Source organism: Larkinella arboricola, assembly GCF_003259745.1.
GTDB lineage: Bacteria > Bacteroidota > Bacteroidia > Cytophagales > Spirosomataceae > Larkinella > Larkinella arboricola.
Window position 1 is genome coordinate 551,138 of sequence record NZ_QLMC01000003.1, and the last position, 17,238, is coordinate 568,375.

At 47.8% G+C, this 17,238-nt stretch carries 17 protein-coding genes and 1 tRNA gene; 8 read left to right on the forward strand and 10 right to left on the reverse strand.

Translation table 11 applies throughout. The features are described 5' to 3' along the window. Nucleotides 1–47 precede the first annotated feature (47 nt). The 4 genes from LX87_RS13665 to LX87_RS13680 all read right to left on the reverse strand — a co-directional run bounded on the left by LX87_RS13665 (nucleotide 48) and on the right by LX87_RS13680 (nucleotide 5,021). Nucleotides 48–1,949, reverse strand: a complete 1,902-nt coding sequence (locus LX87_RS13665) for a DUF3857 domain-containing transglutaminase family protein (protein WP_111628796.1) — start codon at nucleotides 1,947–1,949, stop codon at nucleotides 48–50. Further along, on the reverse strand, nucleotides 1,942–3,903 hold the full coding sequence (locus tag LX87_RS13670) for a DUF3858 domain-containing protein (RefSeq protein ID WP_111628797.1): 1,962 nt from the start codon (nucleotides 3,901–3,903) through the stop codon (nucleotides 1,942–1,944). Before LX87_RS13670 ends, LX87_RS13665 begins: the two co-directional genes overlap by 8 nt. 61 nt (nucleotides 3,904–3,964) lie before the next feature. Further along, entirely contained in the window at nucleotides 3,965–4,630 is a 666-nt protein-coding gene (locus tag LX87_RS13675) for a DUF1684 domain-containing protein (RefSeq protein ID WP_310587912.1), read from the reverse strand. Further along, nucleotides 4,569–5,021, reverse strand: a complete 453-nt coding sequence (locus LX87_RS13680) for a hypothetical protein (RefSeq protein WP_111628799.1) — start codon at nucleotides 5,019–5,021, stop codon at nucleotides 4,569–4,571. Before LX87_RS13680 ends, LX87_RS13675 begins: the two co-directional genes overlap by 62 nt. Before the next feature lie 578 nt (nucleotides 5,022–5,599). On the opposite strand from LX87_RS13680, the gene LX87_RS13685 reads away from it, so the two are divergent. Both LX87_RS13685 and LX87_RS13690 read left to right on the forward strand, forming a co-directional pair. Then, complete coding sequence (locus tag LX87_RS13685) at nucleotides 5,600–6,154, forward strand: DUF4142 domain-containing protein (protein WP_111628800.1); 555 nt, start codon at nucleotides 5,600–5,602, stop codon at nucleotides 6,152–6,154. Nucleotides 6,155–7,059: 905 nt separating this feature from the next. Continuing rightward, nucleotides 7,060–7,132, forward strand: a tRNA-Gly gene (locus tag LX87_RS13690). 260 nt (nucleotides 7,133–7,392) lie between these two features. Here the strand turns inward: LX87_RS13690 and LX87_RS13695 are convergent. The 3 genes from LX87_RS13695 to LX87_RS13705 form a co-directional block, all read right to left on the reverse strand. Beyond that, on the reverse strand, nucleotides 7,393–7,824 hold the full coding sequence (locus LX87_RS13695; RefSeq protein ID WP_111628801.1) for a M15 family metallopeptidase domain-containing protein: 432 nt from the start codon (nucleotides 7,822–7,824) through the stop codon (nucleotides 7,393–7,395). Between the two features lie 106 nt (nucleotides 7,825–7,930). Then, nucleotides 7,931–8,818 (reverse strand): Nif3-like dinuclear metal center hexameric protein, encoded by an 888-nt coding sequence (locus tag LX87_RS13700; RefSeq protein WP_111628802.1) that lies wholly within the window; start codon nucleotides 8,816–8,818, stop codon nucleotides 7,931–7,933. Between the two features lie 99 nt (nucleotides 8,819–8,917). Beyond that, nucleotides 8,918–9,274 carry a SpoIIAA family protein gene (locus LX87_RS13705; protein ID WP_111628803.1) on the reverse strand — a complete coding sequence of 119 codons (357 nt, stop codon included), beginning with the start codon at nucleotides 9,272–9,274 and terminating at the stop codon, nucleotides 8,918–8,920. Between the two features lie 357 nt (nucleotides 9,275–9,631). Between LX87_RS13705 and LX87_RS13710 the strand changes: the two genes are divergently transcribed. From LX87_RS13710 to nadD, 4 genes are all read left to right on the forward strand, one after another. Further along, entirely contained in the window at nucleotides 9,632–10,246 is a 615-nt protein-coding gene (locus LX87_RS13710; RefSeq protein WP_038120200.1) for a sigma-70 family RNA polymerase sigma factor, read from the forward strand. 146 nt (nucleotides 10,247–10,392) lie between these two features. Next, a complete protein-coding gene (locus LX87_RS13715; protein ID WP_111629195.1) occupies nucleotides 10,393–10,629 on the forward strand; it encodes a zf-HC2 domain-containing protein in 237 nt (78 codons plus the stop codon). A 3-nt stretch (nucleotides 10,630–10,632) separates the two neighbouring features. After that, nucleotides 10,633–11,232 (forward strand): guanylate kinase, encoded by a 600-nt coding sequence (gene gmk / locus LX87_RS13720; RefSeq protein WP_111628804.1) that lies wholly within the window; start codon nucleotides 10,633–10,635, stop codon nucleotides 11,230–11,232. Nucleotides 11,233–11,263: 31 nt separating this feature from the next. After that, nucleotides 11,264–11,836, forward strand: coding sequence for a nicotinate (nicotinamide) nucleotide adenylyltransferase (nadD, locus tag LX87_RS13725; protein WP_111628805.1), 573 nt, complete (start codon nucleotides 11,264–11,266; stop codon nucleotides 11,834–11,836). A gap of 31 nt (nucleotides 11,837–11,867) precedes the next feature. Here the strand turns inward: nadD and LX87_RS13730 are convergent, their stop codons facing one another. The 3 genes from LX87_RS13730 to cysS all read right to left on the reverse strand — a co-directional run bounded on the left by LX87_RS13730 (nucleotide 11,868) and on the right by cysS (nucleotide 14,842). Further along, complete coding sequence (locus LX87_RS13730; RefSeq protein WP_211325310.1) at nucleotides 11,868–12,239, reverse strand: hypothetical protein; 372 nt, start codon at nucleotides 12,237–12,239, stop codon at nucleotides 11,868–11,870. Nucleotides 12,240–12,315: 76 nt separating this feature from the next. Next, nucleotides 12,316–13,323: a M28 family peptidase gene (locus tag LX87_RS13735; protein WP_111628806.1), complete on the reverse strand. Its 1,008-nt coding sequence runs from the start codon at nucleotides 13,321–13,323 to the stop codon at nucleotides 12,316–12,318. 19 nt (nucleotides 13,324–13,342) lie between these two features. Further along, nucleotides 13,343–14,842 carry a cysteine--tRNA ligase gene (gene cysS / locus LX87_RS13740; RefSeq protein WP_111628807.1) on the reverse strand — a complete coding sequence of 500 codons (1,500 nt, stop codon included), beginning with the start codon at nucleotides 14,840–14,842 and terminating at the stop codon, nucleotides 13,343–13,345. A 175-nt stretch (nucleotides 14,843–15,017) separates the two neighbouring features. Between cysS and LX87_RS13745 the strand changes: the two genes are divergently transcribed. Together LX87_RS13745 and LX87_RS13750 are read left to right on the forward strand one after the other, a co-directional pair. Further along, nucleotides 15,018–16,202, forward strand: coding sequence for a GNAT family N-acetyltransferase (locus LX87_RS13745; protein WP_111628808.1), 1,185 nt, complete (start codon nucleotides 15,018–15,020; stop codon nucleotides 16,200–16,202). Nucleotides 16,203–16,293: 91 nt separating this feature from the next. Next, nucleotides 16,294–17,211, forward strand: coding sequence for a PfkB family carbohydrate kinase (locus LX87_RS13750; protein ID WP_111628809.1), 918 nt, complete (start codon nucleotides 16,294–16,296; stop codon nucleotides 17,209–17,211). The last annotated feature ends 27 nt before the right edge of the window (nucleotides 17,212–17,238 follow it).

A 17,238-nucleotide genomic window follows, 5' to 3' on the forward strand; every position in this document is an offset into this window, starting at 1 on the left:
AAGAGTTAAAGTGCGCCAGCCAACTCATCACTCTTAACTCTTCACTTTTAATTCTTGAGCAGGATTTGCATTCGGTCGGCTTTGGCTATTTTGCGCCGAAAATCCACATATTCCGTGTAAAACTCCGGCGCATACCGTCCCGCTTCCATAACCAGCCGGCGAATGTATTTCACGGTATTTCCTTCCACCTTGGCCGATGCCTGATAGGTTCCGAAACGCGATGTAAACTGCACCGGTTCGAATACGTATTCAACGGCCAGCCCGGTCGGCAACTGATACGTGATGGTATCGGTATCCAGATAACTGGTGGTCAACTGAAATTCCGCCGTACGACGATCGGTTTGCATCGGCAGCGTTTGATTCGAAGTGAGTTGATTCGGGACCAAAAACAGGCGGTTGCCACTGCGGGTGCCACACGTTGGAACCTGAATGCTCAGGCGTTCGACAATGGTTGGTAGCGTGTTCTTCTGCTCCTGAAAGGAGAATGATGAAATTGTAAAATTAGGAATGGTGAATTGCCGGTAGAGCCACTGCCGCTGATCGTCGGGACTAGCCGTTCGCATCACCGATTCGACTCCTTCCGACTGAATACCGGTATACACGGTGTTAACCTCAAACGTTGCCTTGCCGGATGCGTCAAGCCGGGCCGTAGCCGAGCGGTTTTGCCGGTTATCACCCGGGCGATACACCGGTGTCCGTACCAGCTTTCCGCCCTCGGGCGTCAACAGCAGAACGTGGCGGTTGTCCGTAAAACTGCCCACGTAACCAGCCGGTGCGTGCGAATCGGTGCATTCCAGCCAGACGGTATCCTTCGCTAGCGGGACACACAGAATCATGTGGTTGAAGCGTAAGGCGGGAAAATCAGACTCTACATCGGTTCGCTGCCGGCCTGCCGATACTAACGCCCAATATGACGGGATGTCAACGGCTTTCAGCAGGGCATAGGTGTAATTAGACAACGCTTTACAGTCGCCGTAGCCTTTCTCGGCCACCACCGAAGCCGGAAACGTTTGCCAGCCCCCAATGCCCAGCTGGATACTGACGTAGCGCGTATGCTGCTGCACGAAACCGTAAATTTTCTGAATCTTTTTCACCACATCGGTTTCCCCGGCTACCAGTTCCAATGCCTGACGCCGGAGCGATTCCGGCAGTTGATCACGCCCTTCGTTGAGCTGATAAAGAAACCGGCCCAACTCCTGCCAGGTTTGCATACGGCCTTTGCGGGCTTCCAGTTCAAACGCATCGGGAGCCGTTAAAACGCCGGGCCCCAGGTTCGTGTAGTAGGGGGCCTGCGGCTCCCGTTCATGCACTTTCTGTCGCTTCAACTGCCAGGTATATACGCGCCCAGCCGGATTATCCACCATTTCGGGCGCGGCCAGTTGGTTCAGGGTTTTATACCGCAACGTCTGTCCGACTGGCATCATTACCTGAAACCGGGCTGATTCCAGAGCCAGCTTGTCGTCGCTCTGCGGAAACCAAGCCGGATACGACATGGTGTTGCGTGTGGTGGTTTCGTACCGAAACTCAACCGTGAACGGATAGTCGGCATAGGTAAACTGAGCCGATTTGACCCGATTATCTTCGAACAGGGAAAAATCACTAATCGAACTCAGGTCTCTGATGTCGCTGCGTTTCAGCCGCCGAATGACCTTCCCTGCCGCATTGTATAGGGTTCCTTCGATATTACTTACTTTTGAAAGCTTATCGTAAGGCACTTCCAGTGTCGTATACGAGTGTCCTTCTTCATTCAGAATGGTCACGGCATAATGCACGGTTTCAACCGCTTCGGCAGGGGTCTTCACCTGGAAAGTATGCTCATAAACCCGCATTACCCCAGCAGCACCCACCGACAGATTAGCGGGAATGGCAGCCACGGAAAAAGGTTCTGCCGCCCAGGCGGTCAGGCTCAGCAGCCAGCCGCCAACCAAACCATACCAACGCTTATTCATTTGATTTTTTCAGGACAACCTGTTCGGCATGTTTGGCAATAACCTGACTGTAAAACTCCCGCAGTGTACCGTATTCGTCCGGGTTAAAGACGGCTTTATTGAAGGTTAGCCGACTAACTACCTGTAAACTGTTTCCATTCATCTGCGTCATGAATGTAAATCGACCTGCATTACCCGGTAACACTAAGGCTACATTTTTGGGCACTTCTTCTACCACGTATCCTTCCGGCAGCGTATAAATTGCCGCATACGATTTTTCGATGGGTACGCCCATATCGACCGGAAACCGCCGTTCGGGTGCTTTAAAAGGATTTTGCATTAAATCGGAAATAGGGAGTGGTCGCAAAAACAACCGGTTTTCAATCCGGCTTACGGCTTCCGATACCGTCACAGTTCCTTTAATGGTAAGCGGCAGATCGCTCGAATCGGCATTCTGAACATTCAGCTCACTCCATTGCCAGTCCGGATTCCGGCTTTTGACCGCTTGCCGGAATTTTTCCAGACTTACCTCGTGCAAGTGTTGTCGGCTGTCGGCGGCTGCGTATCCTGAATGGGTGATGCTAATGGTACCGTCCAACTGCGCATCTTTGCTAACCGCCAGCATAAACTGTCCGGCCTCACGCCGTTTTTCGGTTGGCGTCAGTGGAATCCAGCGGGGGCGTCGGCTGTGCACAAGCCGCCCTTCACCATTCAGACAGCGCACGGGAAGCACGCCGGCTTTCAGCCCCGATTCGCAAGCATCCAGCAGCAAATCCTTCCCCTGCCAGGGCACGGCGGCTACCACATAGTCAAATCGGGTCAGTAACGGATACTCTTTACTAAGCAGACCGTTTTGTTTCGTACTCAGAATGACGGGATACGCTTCGAGCCCCATTTCCCGCAACAATCCCACCAACATGAGGTTCAATTCCGCCACATTACCGGTTTTGGTCTCAAACGCGTTTTTCAGGCTGTTTTTTGCCCAAATACCGCGTTGCCTGTTCCAGGTCATTACCTGACGAATAAACTTATAGGCTGCCGTTACCCGCTGTAAGGTATCCGTCGATTGCTTTTGCAGCGAAGAAGCCACCTCCTTTAGAAAGCCCGTCCGGTTGACGGCTAGCCCAAACTGACTGTCACCCAATAAAAACTTATCAAGATCTTCCCACTTTTTGGCGTAACTCTGGGGGCCTACCTGGTGCGGCAGCGACGTTCGAATAAGTTCAAACCAGACTTTAGCGCGGTAATTATCGGGTGTAGCCATAAAGTCCTCCTCGCGCAGGGCGCTCAGGTTCTTCATCACCCACCGATAATGAATGTCATTGCCCAGACGCTCACTTTTATCGACGGCCAGAGCTTCAAAGCCCTGGAAGAGAATCCGGTATTCAAAACCCGGTATAAGCGTTAAATCATACTGACTCCAGCGAACGGGTATCTCCTTCTGAAAATCCCACTCCCGTAGTTCAAACACAAAATCGGAAGTAATCGTGTATTTAAATTCGATGATAGAGCCTTCGCGAACGTTCGGTAGGGTAAACCGTTTGACATATATATTTTCTGTCCGACGCTCTTCAAAAATGGCATCTTTGGTCAGTCGATCGGTCGTAAAGGACCCATCCGGCGATAAATTATAGGTAATTCCTTCAATACCGGATACCTGCTCCTGCAAGTCTACTCGAATATTGTGAAAAGGAATTATTACCGTAGCCTGCTCAAAGGCACTTTTCTTAAGTATTTTAACCCGAACATGGCGTTCGTAATAAACATAATAGCCGCGGGTATCGTTTTGAGTAATATAGGACTTCCCAATATCTGATAAAACGACAGCATCCGCCGAAGAATCGGCCGGATACACTTTCATTTTCAGATCTTCCGGGTCAACGTGGCCAAATTTATCAGTCTGGCAAACTGCATAAAAGGAGATAAAAGAAAAGGCGAAAGCCAATCCGCGTCTGACAAAGCGGAAAAAGATCATACAAGTACGGTATTTTTACTCAAAATTTCCGCAAGCTACAAATTAACCTAGTATGAAGCAATCACTTCTTGCCGGCAAACTGTTTTTCACCGGCTTCAATGCTCACCGTCAAGTGATTTTCTTTGGGCGGAATCGGGCAGGCGTATCCGTCGCTATAAGCACAATAGGGGTTGTAGGCCTTATTGAAATCAAGTAGTACTTTTCCGTCTTTTATAGTACCCACGCGCAAGTCCATGTAACGGCCTCCACCATAAGTTGATTGACCGTTCGTGGCATCTTTAAAAGGCAGAAATAAATAATCGCGGTATTGCGGCAGTTGAGCCAGTTGCAGGCTGCGGTAGAGCGTCAATTCGTACGGTTTTCCTTTTAGGCGAAAGGTCAGTACGGCATATTTAACATACGTCTTTTTTTTACCGTCGTAGGTAGGTAATTCAAAAGGTTCAGCCTGGGGAGTTCGCTGCACTGTGGCTTCGATTCGGTACGTCGAATCAGGCTCAAAAAAGCGCAGGTTTTGGAGATCGTCTTTTTTTAATGGGCTGGTCGAAGATTTCAGGAAATCCGCCTTATATTCTTCGCGGTGGGCGGCAATTTGGTGGGCATACGGTATTTGAGAAAAGCCGGAATGGCTCATTAATAAGGTAAGCAACATTCCGGCAATTCGCTGTTTATTCTTCTGATTCATCAGACGCACCAGTCCGTGGTGTTTGCTGATCAGATACCAGTTCAAACCCTGATATATTGTCGCCAAAATCATACGGCTTGATCGTGAATGTATATTCCTGATCCTGAAAATTAAGACCTATTTTCTGAAGTACGCCTTTCAACGGAATAGAATATCCCCGGCCCGTTTTGGCTAACTCAAACGCTTCAGAGTCACCTTGTTGAGTGGGCATTAAATATAATGCTTTTACGCCTTTCCGACGATTAACGGTCCCCACTTTATAATACGGTTTTGTAGGGTCAATGTTAAGCCCTTCCATTAATTTTTGAGGAAAAGCTAACCGTCCGGTTTTAGTTACAGAAGTCGAAAAGGTGGTCTCTTTCTGAGCTACTTTGGGTGCTTCATCTGAATTATCTTCCGGAGAAAAGAAGCGAATTTTGTCTGGTTTTACTTTCATTGGGTGTGTCAAAAAAATGTTTATGTGCAAAACTATTAATTCTAAATTAATAATCGGTTTTTTAATTTAAAATTAATCGGGAGAATACTGGTCTTAAATACATATTTTAATTTAAACCTACCTTTAATTAGCTACCAGTTCTAAAGAAAAGTAAACTTAAAGCACCCCTCCTCGTCTTATCAAAATTCATATAAAGTCTTAAAATCTCTACAAAAATTGATTACCTGGAAAGGCTACTTTATAAATTATAATTATTATAGGAACGCTACGCTGGGTGTATTATTTTAACTTATAATTTCTACAATTTAAATTACATCTATTGTTGTCGCAGCAAATCTCAACCTATTAGCACCCATTTACTCGTATATGATCCAGACACTACTCCAGCAAGGGAATATATACTTGCTAACAAATAATGTTCCAAAAATAAATTGGCCTTTCAAATCATGGTCAGGCCAAACAGCATATGTGGTTTTGATACTTCCTGGCGATTCTATAAACTTTCAGATAAATAGCTAGTTGTAATAGAACGTTGTCGATAAAACGTATCTTATTATCTTTAACAAAACTCAACAATCATGAAAAAGCTAAGTTTGATCCTGTTCTTCCTGGTGAGTGTATGGACCGCCCAATCCTGTAATAGTACTGAGAACAAAGACAGTGCCGAACAGGCTGAAGAAGTTAATGAAGCGAAAGATATGCCCGAAGATGATTCCGAATTTGCTATAAAAGCCGCCAGCGGTGGCCTTATGGAAGTGGAACTGGGCAAGCTGGCGGAGCAAAAAGCACAAAGCAAACAAGTGAAAGATTTTGGTGCGATGATGGTGGCCGACCATTCAAAAGCCAATGAAGAATTAAAAACACTGGCCGCTTCTAAAAATATTTCCATTCCGGCAACGCTTAGCGAAGATCATCAAAAACACGTCGATGATTTAAGCAAATTATCAGGAGCCGAGTTTGATAAGGAATACGTTAGACTGATGGTCGATGATCATAAAGAAGATATCGATTTATTTAAAGAAGCTTCCTTTGACGCGAAAGACCCTGATATAAAAGCCTTTGCGGGAAAGACATTACCAACGCTCCAAAAGCACTATGACGCCGTCAAGGCAATTCAGAGCAGCCTGCAATAAGAGTTAGATTTTTTGTTTATTAACGGAGCGTAGCACCACACTACGCTCCGTTTGTTTTTACGTACACTCTGCCTTAAGTCATTGACTAGTAAGCCCTACAAAGCTCGCCATAGTGAACAAGCTATCGTTTCAGTAGTTATTCTTCAGCATTAATTCCTTTTACCGGCCCAGGACTTAGAGTCCCTTTATATCCAGTTAATAATAAACCTACATGCCAGGTAATTACGAGACTTACAAAAAGGTATAGCCATGATTACTGCATTCACGAATGTAAGTTTACGGGTACATAGGGTAATAGAGTTACCGGGTCTGCACTAGCCTCATTTTATAGATAGGTGGCTATAAATGAACGTATCTCAAGCACTTTACAAACAGTTCCAGCCCTTGTTTTGGTGACAATCTGTTTTATAAGCGGTCAACACAGCTAAAAGACAACGTAAAGTATCCGCAGTCTATTAAAAAGTAAACTTGTACCTATTTAGATATTAACAGGAAATACTTAATCAACCTGCCTAAATTTAATAAACCATAAACAAAAATATAATTGCAGTAATTCTTTGAGCCAGCACGCATAAACACTTGTGTAAATCGGCATAGCCTTATATAAGATTCTTTAAACTTTAATCCATTGAGTTAATTCTCTATTTAAGATTGTTGGGCTCCAAACTGGCGTAGTGTCACAACCAACTACTAAAATCAATAAGTATTTCTATCTATGTATGCTGGCGACCTATAAGCAGCCATCCACAACTAAAGTGATCGTGTTAGTAACTTTGTTGACAGTTGGCCAATGTGGCTCTTGCGTAGATAACCGTTATTGCGTTTTACAATCTATAACAAAACGCAATGGCCCGGTAAAACTCCTTGACTTTTCCGTTCTTTCTTTAAACATTTGTAACCAATCAGCGGGAGTAGCTCAGTTGGTAGAGCGGCAGCTTCCCAAGCTGCAGGTCGCGAGTTCGAGACTCGTCTCCCGCTCTTTTCGTACCTTCTTAAAGTCAGTCTGTTACTAGTGGACGGCTTTTTTGATGCTGTAGTGACTACGATTGACACGTTGGTTTGCCCAAGTAGGTCTGTTGCTCACAAAATTCGATTGCAAACTCATCTATCACTTCTTTTGCCACAGCCCGTCATAAAATTTCACTTCACTACCAACAGCCGGTTTTCATAGCTAAGAGCAAATTGCATGTATGCACACTCAATTTATAGTAATCCTTCGGATTATTCAACTGGCAGATTTAATAATTCCACCGACGTCCGGAACCGTTAGCGTCGAAATGAACCATCCACGGAAAGGATTGAAAATAGGTTCCTAAACCGCCTTTTAGCTTTTTTTCCCGCCGGTCAATTCGCTCCAATGCGGCTACGACCAGCATCACATCCCTTTTATTAATCCGCCAGTCGCCATTAATATCCAGTACTAGAATATCTATTGCTTTACCATGCCTATGGGTGCTTTTCTTAGACGCCAGTGGCAACAAACAGTTGAGCCATACGGGTCGAAAACCCGAAATAGGAATATAACGGGCCCCGTATCCGGCCCGCTGTAGCTCAACCGCCAATAACTTCTCCTTCATTCGTACCGTGGGCGACAAATGCCGTGTACTCATCCAGTAGTACAAAATAATAGCCCCAATAAGTAATAACACAAAGACAACTAGCCTCTTCATACACGAAATCCAAGCCCGAATATATACGTAAAGCTGGGTACCTCATTTACAAAGAATAGCCTTTATTATCATTGCCAGAAGGTATACCTGAAAATGATAGTCCGGTTTATCTGACGGGTTTGTCCGGACGCCAGAAAGGTTCGACCGATGGAATAAACTCAATGGGCGCTTCCCGAATGAATTCCTTCAACCACTCGGCGCAATACTTCATACCGGCCTGCTCGGAAACCAGGTGCCCCAGTATGATCAACGCCTTTTTTTGCCCTGACGCAATGGCGTCCTGAACATACTCCACCAACTCCCACTCGTGCGTTTCCCCGACAACCAGCACATCAGCCTGCGCCAGATACGGAATGCCCGGCATCAAGCTTACATTGCCCCAGCTCGCCATCACGCGTTTAACCCGGAGGTTAGGGTCACCAACGACCCGCATGGTCCGAATATTCAGCTTCGACTCCATCGACCGGGCAAATCGAGCCAGCGATGTTTCTTCAAAAGTAAACAGTTTGGGCTGCTGTGGGTCGGCGTTTTTCTCCCAGCCCAACTCCCGAATCATCCCCGTAGCAATACCGTCGGGACGGCGTCCGTGCCAGTGATCGTGAAAATGAAAAATCGCCAGACCGTGTTTCTGGATAAAATCGCGTTTATACTGGTAAAGCGCATCCTGTTCGACAGGCTCGGTTCGATCCTGGTGGGAGAAGTAGGTAGGCTCGTGCGTAATCACCAGATTAACCCCTTTGGCGGCAGCCCGCTGAAGGACCTCCAGCGTCGCCATCATGGTGGTTGCAATCCTTTTCACCTCCTGCTCACGAGTACCCATAATCAGGTTATCGACCGTCTGCTCGCGCCAGGAAATACCGACGTTGGCCTTGATACGATCAATGACCTGACCAACGGTGAGGGGCTCGGCCACCGGGATTCGGATGATCTGGGCGGCTGTGAGCCCCAGGGAAGATAGCAGGAAGCTGCGACGGGACGCCTTGTAGGTTGTCATGCCTGAAAGTGCGGTTAGTGGTTCGGAATAAGAGACCGTATAGAACGCCCAACCAAATTAGCACAATAAAAGGCAGGAAAGAATCCGTTAACGCGTCCGTTAACTCATTATCCACTGTTTTGCCTGTTCTTTCTCGGTAAACGAAAACGTCTTTACTTCCAGATTGGGCAGAAACCCGGCTACCTTCGCGGCTAAATTCAACCAGGTCCTGTCGCTGACGATAGCGGCTTTCTCAAAATCGCCAAGGTGTTTCAGGTCAAATTTCAGGTCCTGCACAAGGGCGTTCCAGGTAATGCCCGAAATGGTTTCGTACTCGACATATACCCGCAGCTTTCCTTCCTGCTGAATTTTATTTTCCAACAATGACGCCCAGGGCTGGATGTCGGCGGTTGTAATCGGGCCGTTCACTCGAAAACCGACAACGCGGGGAATGCCAAAATCAATGGGAGCAATCATAACAAGTGGTTCTTTTTTCGGATGAAACCGCAGCGGATGGGGAATGTTTCAGGCAGTCAGGTAGTTATTTTTCACCCCTGATTTCCGGCCATCCATCCACCTGAACCGACCATCCATCAGCCCCGGCTTGCATCCTGCCAATTTGTCCTGTTCCTTGCAAATTCCAATACCGAAAAAGACTAGGAGTGATTTTTGCTATGTTCTTAAAACATTGGCATTGAATTTTTTATTATCCGTTAAAGAGTTTTCTGCACCATCTAAATGGCTGATTCCATGAAACATCGCTACCTGTACTGCATCCGTATGTATTAAAGAAGTGAAAAAAGTGGATGCCATTTCATTTACATTTGTAATTTTATGACGACGATGCCCGAAATTATGTCAGATACGCAACTCCAAGGGTATACAGACGAACAGAAGTATCAGGTGTTCAACAAAGAGTTTATGCCCCACATAGACTCAATGTACAACTTTGCCTTCCGCCTGACGATGGACGAAGATGATGCGAACGATCTGGTACAGGATACCTATTTAAAAGCTTTTCGATTCATCTCCTCGTTCGAACAGGGAACTAACGCCAAGGCGTGGTTGTTCCGGATTCTGAAGAACAGCTTCATCAACGATTACCGCAAGAAAAGTAAGGAACCGGCAAAAGTTGATTATCAGGATGTAGAGACAACCTACAACTCTGACGAAGCGGCCGAAACCGAGCATACGACGGACCTACGGTTTGAGACGGTGCAGGACATGATCGGCGACGAGGTGGCATCGGCCCTGAACTCGCTGCCGGTTGATTTCCGAACGGTAATTATCCTTTGTGATATCGAAGGATTTACGTACGAGGAAATGGCTAAAATTCTGGATATTCCCATCGGAACGGTCCGCTCACGGCTGCACCGCGCCCGGAACCTGCTGAAGGATAAGTTGAAAGAATATGCGGCTTCGATGGGATACAATAAAAATGATGAATAACTGAAACTTTTTAGAGTACGTAATTGGTTATTAAGACAAGTCATATAAATTATAATATTTCTGGAATAAATTAAATTTTTCCAATGTCAGGCACATTGAATTCATCGACTACGGTTGGTATGGAGGGTAGGCAAGCGACTGCCCCAATGAAAGAATCCTGCGAGCATCAGGCAGACTGCCTGAAACGTATTCAGGCCATTCTAGACGGGGGAGCCACCGATGAAGAAAAAGAGCATTTCAAGCAGCATATCGAAATTTGCAAACCCTGCATCGATATGTATCACCTCGAAAAGTGTATTAAGGAAGCGTTGCAGGGTAAAGTCGAGAAGAAATGCTGCCCCGAGAAAATTGCAGCAGCTATTCGAACAGAAATAACCAAGTAAGCATTGGACGGTAAACTAATTATTTTTTCGGCACCTTCCGGATCAGGTAAAACCACCATTGTCAGGCACCTGCTGAATTCGAATTCTAATCTGGGTTTTTCAATTTCCGCCTGTACCCGCGACCGCCGGGGCCGTTCCGAACAGAATGGCAAAGACTACTACTTTCTGACTCCCGAAGAATTTAAGGACAAAATTGATAACGACGAGTTCGTCGAGTGGGAAGAGGTATATGTCGGTGCATTTTACGGAACCTTAAAATCAGAGATTCAACGCGTTTGGGACAGCGGCAAACACGTTCTGTTTGATGTGGATGTACAGGGTGGCCTGAAACTCAAACGATACTACGGCGATAAAGCGCTGGCTATTTTTGTGAAGGTACCGGATGAGGAAACGCTGATACAACGTTTAAGGGGGCGCGGTACAGAAACCGAAGACAGCCTGTCAAAACGACTGTTCAAGGTTCACTTCGAAATGAGCTTTCAGGATGAATTTGACGTCATTCTGGTAAACGACGACCTGGAAGACGCACTGGCAAAAGCCCAGAAACTGACGGACGACTTCCTGAAGGAAAACATTATTCCTGAAAAGGCCACCGTTATTTAATGCGGCCCAATACCGCCGGCTATCAGCGCGTATGAAAATAGGCTTATTCTTCGGGTCCTTCAACCCGGTTCACATGGGGCACCTGATCATTGCCAATACGATGGCTACCTCAACCGATCTGCAACAGGTATGGTTTGTAGTTTCGCCCCAGAATCCGTTCAAGAAAAACAAAAGCCTGCTACACGAGTTCGATCGGATCGATCTGGTGGAACGGGCTATTGCTGATAACGCAAAGCTCAAAGCGACGGATATCGAGTTTTCGATGCCCCGCCCCAGCTTTACGATTGATACGCTCGTTCGGCTTCAGGAAAAGTACCCGCAGCATCAGTTCACGCTTATTATTGGCGGTGACAATCTGGCACAGTTCCCTCATTGGAAAAATTACGAAAAAATACTGGAGTTCTACGGGCTTTATGTGTATCCACGGCCTAACAGCGTCCCCAGTCCCCTGGAACAACACCCGAATGTAAAATTTATTCAGGCTCCGCTGCTCGATATTTCCGCAACGTTTATCCGGGATTGCATCAGGAACGACCGCTCGATTCGCTACCTGGTGCCAGACGTTGTTGAAGAAATTATTATGCGGAAAAAGTTTTACAGCTGACCCACCAACCAACTCAGGCTTTTTAGCGACATCACGGCCTGCCCCGTTGAAATGTAATCTCCGTTACATAACCAATCGCACTGATCCGTAAGGCAACCGAACGGCTTTGTGTTTTTAGCTTCGGATCTTGACATTGGGGGCCGCTTTCGAGAAAATAAATGTAGAATTTCTGGTTCCGATCATCCAGCAGTTCGCTATCCGGACGACCCAGAATCTTTCCGATTTCATTGGCCGATTTCGCTTTCAAGTCCTGCCGAACGGCTTTAAAATCATTAACTAGCCCCATCCGGACACCCTGGCAACCGTTGCGGTCGCTGCGCCACTTCACCAGATCAAGCGGCCCGAGCTGATCCGGCGGAGCCGAACAGCTTCCTATAACGAATGCACAAGGAGCAAGAAGCAAGAAAGAAAGGAAACGCCGAAGCCAGCGCCGAGACCTTGTTGGTACTTGTTCATTGTTCATCGGGCAATGACTAAAATTACTGCTCATTATACAACGTTTGCAGCAACACCTGACCAACCGCTTTGAGCGTGTTCGGGTCAATGTTGTCCAGTCCATCGCCGGTCGTATGCCAGTCTTCGAAGAAACTACCGGTGCCCACATTCAGGTGAATAATGTCAATCATCGGAATCTTGGCGACCCGATTGACCGGCAGATGGTCGTCCGTAATGGCGGGCCCGGCTTGACCGGTATCCACAAAATACTGGTTATAGCCCATCTTGCTGGCCGTTTCCCAAACCGTATTGACCACTGTTGGCGCATACTGCATGGAATTGCCTTCTTTCAGAAAGGTAGCTCCTTTGGCCCCAACCATGTCCAGCAGAATACCGTAATAGGCTGCATAGTCGAGCTTGTGTTTATTGGCCGCCCAATATTGCGACCCCAAGCAGAAACCACCGTATTCGTCGCGGGCCTGCTCAGAATTGCCCCAGTCTTCGGCATCAAAAAGAATAAAGTCGATACCCACCGATGGTTTGGTTCCGGCCTGTTGAATGGTGCGGGCCATTTCGAGCAGAACACCGACTCCACTAGCGCCGTCGTTGGCACCCATTACGGGTTTCACTTTATTTGTGTTTGTGCTGTCCTGATCGGCAAACGGGCGCGAATCCCAGTGCGAAGCCAGCATGATCCGCTTGGGGGCCTGCGGATTGATGCTGCCAATGATGTTTCGGGCGTTTAGTTTGAGGTTATCGTACGTGGTGGCGGTAAATTCCTGCACCGTAACCTGGCAACCCAATGCTTTCAGGGTTGCAATCAGGTAATCCCCGCAGCGCCGATGGGCATCGGTATTAGGCACCCGCGGACCAAACGAAACCTGCTTAGCAACGTAGGCGTAGGCTGAATCGGCATTGAACGACGGAGCCGGAACCATTTTGGCCTCCGTGGCCTGACTCTCCTCCTGCTGATCCTGTTTTTTGCTTTTGCAGGAGCTAACGGTTATGACAGCCGCCAGCCAAAAGAAAATGAGTTTCCTGTTCAGGTGCATATTTTCCCTAAAAATTAGATTACTCTTCGTAAGCCCAGTCAATCCGGTGCTTCATGTCTTTGATCACCAGCCCCTGCGCCTTGAAATAGGAACGAACCTGATCGACTTTATCGTACTGCTTCTGTTCTTTGTACTCGCGGTATAAGGTCAGCATACCGGCCAGCACCTCGTTGCTTTCGGATTTTTCTTCGCGCAGCCCCAGCACATCCTCCGTAAACTGGAGGAACGAATCTTTCAGTAGATTAAATACCTCTTCCCCCAAAGCCGCTGGCTGGAGTTGATTGAGATACAGCATATTCACGTACTTCAGTAACGTAAACAACTGGGCAATGCCAACGGCCGTGTTCAAATCGTCATTCAGCGCACCGTAAAAATCCTCGACGGCTTTCCGGATATCCTGCTGCTTCTTTTCATCCACTGCCACGTCGTCGGCTGCGGCATAGGTCAGCGTCCGGGCAATCCGTAAACCGTTCGCAAGCCGTTTATACCCCTTCTGAGCGGCTTTGAGAGCTTCGTTCGAGAAGTCGAGTGTACTTCGGTAGTGCGATTGCAGCATGAAAAACCGGACGGTCATCGGGCTGTAAGGCTGTTCGAGCAGGTAGTGCGAACCGGTAATCAATTCGGACGGTAAAAACGAGTTACCGAGCGATTTGGACATTTTTTGCCCATTCACCGTCAGCATGTTCGAGTGCATCCAATACCGGGCCGGTTCTTCGCCGTAAATGCTTTTTCCCTGGGCTACTTCGCATTCGTGGTGCGGAAACTTCAAATCCATCCCCCCGCCGTGAATGTCGAACTGTTTACCCAAATATTTGGTACTCATACAGGTACATTCCAGGTGCCAGCCCGGAAAACCGCTACTCCAGGGCGACGGCCAGCGCATGAGGTGTTCGGGAGCGGCTTTTTTCCAGAGTGCAAAATCCAGCGGATTCCGTTTTTCCGACTGCCCATCCAGATCCCGGGTTTCGTTCAGCAGGTCTTCCAGAACCCGGCCCGACAACTTCCCGTATTCACCGCCTTGCTGGTTATAGTTGGCAATATCAAAATAAACCGAACCATTCGATTCGTAGGCCAGCCCTTTATCAATCAACAGCCGGACAGCTTCGATCTGCTCAACCATGTGGCCCGTTGCGGTTGGTTCGATGCTGGGTGACTTCAGGTTAAACAGCGCGGTGACGGAATGAAAATCGTTGGTGTAGCGCTGCACCACTTCCATAGGTTCGATTTTCTCCAGCTTCGCCATTCGGCCAATCTTGTCTTCGCCCTCGTCACCGTCACCCACCAGGTGCCCGACATCCGTAATGTTTCGCACATACCGAACTTTATAGCCGATATAGGTCAGGTAGCGAAACAGGATATCGAAGGTCATGAACGTTCGAATGTTGCCCAGGTGCACAAAATTGTAAACCGTCGGCCCACATACATACAATCCAACGTAAGGCGACGCAATAGGCACAAACAGTTCTTTCCGGCGGGTAAGCGTGTTATATAACTTCAGCGGTTGTGTCGGTGTTGCCATCCTTGAGTCTGTCGATCCGCCAATGCGGTTATTTGCAGCCACAAATCTACATAATGTTCGGCGGAAGTCAGCGAATATGATCAGTGGCAAATGCGGTACTTTTCCTATCTTCGCAACAGGCTACGAGCACAATTTGTTGGAAGTTGCCTAAACTTTTCACTTACGACCATACCCTATGCAGCTTGTTGAAGTTGGAGAAAATCCTGCTTATCAAAAAGAATTCATACAGTTGCCGGTTCGGTTATACCGCAATAACCCGTGCTGGATTCGTCCGCTCGACAAGGACATCGAAGACGTTTTCGACCCGGTAAAAAACAAGTACTTCCAGCAGGGCGAGTGCATTCGGTGGCTGCTGATTAACGATCAGAAACAGACCATTGGCCGAATAGCGGCTTTCATTGATCGCAATACCGCCACCCGCAACAACGACCAGCCCACGGGTGGCATGGGCTTTTTTGAATGCATTGAAGACCAGACAGCAGCTTTTCAACTCTTTGATGCAGCCAAAGCGTGGCTCCAGAGCAAAGGGATGGAAGCGATGGACGGCCCGATCAATTTTGGTGAGCGCGACCGCTGGTGGGGCTTGCTCGCGAACGGTTTCGACAAGGAACCAACCTACGGAATGCCGTACACCCAACCGTATTATGTGCCTTTTTTTGAGAACTACGGTTTTCAGGAATATTTCCGGCAGTTTACCTATTTGCTGCCCATGCGGGAGGACCGGGTTCGCCATCTTTTGCACCCATCGGTTTTTGAGCGGTCGATGCGCGCGCTAAACGATCCAACGTACGATTTTCGACACATTACCAAAGCCGAACTGAGTAAGTACGCAGACGATTTCCGGTATATTTATAATAAAGCCTGGGCCCGGCACCTGAGCGTTGGGGAAATGTCAGAGGAACAATCCCGCAGGCTCATGCAACGGATGAAGCCCATACTGGACGAAGAGTTGATCTGGTTTGGCTATCACAAAGAAGAACCCATCGCTTTTTTCATTACGCTGCCGGAGTTAAATCAGATTTTCAAGCATGTCAATGGAAAGCTCAATCTCATTGGGAAGCTGAAATTCCTGTACCACAAACTCATGAAAACCAACAAAAAGGCTTTCGGCGTTATTTTTGGTATTATTCCGGAGTATCAGGGCAGGGGTATTGAATCGGCTATTGCGCTGGCGTTTACCCGGGTTGCCTGGCGACCAAATTACCAGTACGAAGAACTGGAACTAAACTGGGTGGGCGACTTTAACCCCAAAATGATTCGCTTTGCCAAGATGCTGGGCGGGGTGGTCAACAAGGAACACATCACCTACCGGTATCTTTTCGACCGGACCAAAGAATTTAAACGGCATCCAACTATTTGAAAAAGCCAATATTTTGGCGGACTTTTGGGTAGCTAACACCCTCTCTTATTAGCTTAATCTGTTTATCTAGAACCGAATTTATCCATTCAGCATGAGTTTATTAACCGTTGGATCAGTAGCCTTTGACGCGCTGGAAACGCCTTTCGGCAAAACCGATAAAATCATCGGCGGGGCCGCCACCTACATTACGCTGTCTGCTTCGTATTTCACAAATAAAAATAATCTGGTAGCGGTTGTTGGCGACGACTTCCCGCAGGAAATGATTGATATCCTGAAAAACCGCGGTGTGGATACGGCAGGGCTGGAAATCCGGCAGGGCGAAAAAACCTTCTTCTGGTCGGGTAAATACCACAACGACATGAATACGCGCGACACGGTAGAGGTCCACCTCAATGTCATGGGCGATTTCAATCCGGTTATTCCGGATCAATACGGTGATTGCGAATTTCTGATGCTGGGCAACACCGCACCCGCTATTCAGAAACAGGTTATTGAACGGCTGCCCAACCGCCCGAAACTCATCGTGCTCGATACCATGAACTTCTGGATGGACAGCGCCTGGGATGATCTGATGGAAGTAATCAAGCTGGTGGATGTCATTACCATCAACGACGAAGAAGCGCGTCAGCTATCCGGCCAGTATTCGCTGGTAAAGGCTGCGGCTGCCATCCAGGCAATGGGCCCCGAAACGGTTATCATCAAGAAAGGGGAACACGGTGCGCTGCTTTTCCACGGCACCAGCATCTTTTTTGCTCCGGCACTCCCTCTGGAAGAAGTATTTGACCCCACCGGCGCGGGCGATACGTTTGCGGGCGGTTTCATTGGCTATCTGGCCAGCACCGGTAATGTTTCGTTCAACGACATGAAGCGTGGCATCATCTACGGTTCCGCGATGGCGTCCTTCTGCGTCGAAAAATTCGGTGCCGAACGGCTTTTCAACCTGACACCCGACGAAATCAACGAACGGGTTGCCCGGTTCGTGCAACTGTCGACGTTTGAGATTGCTTAGATCTTGTTAGGGATTACGGGAACCGTT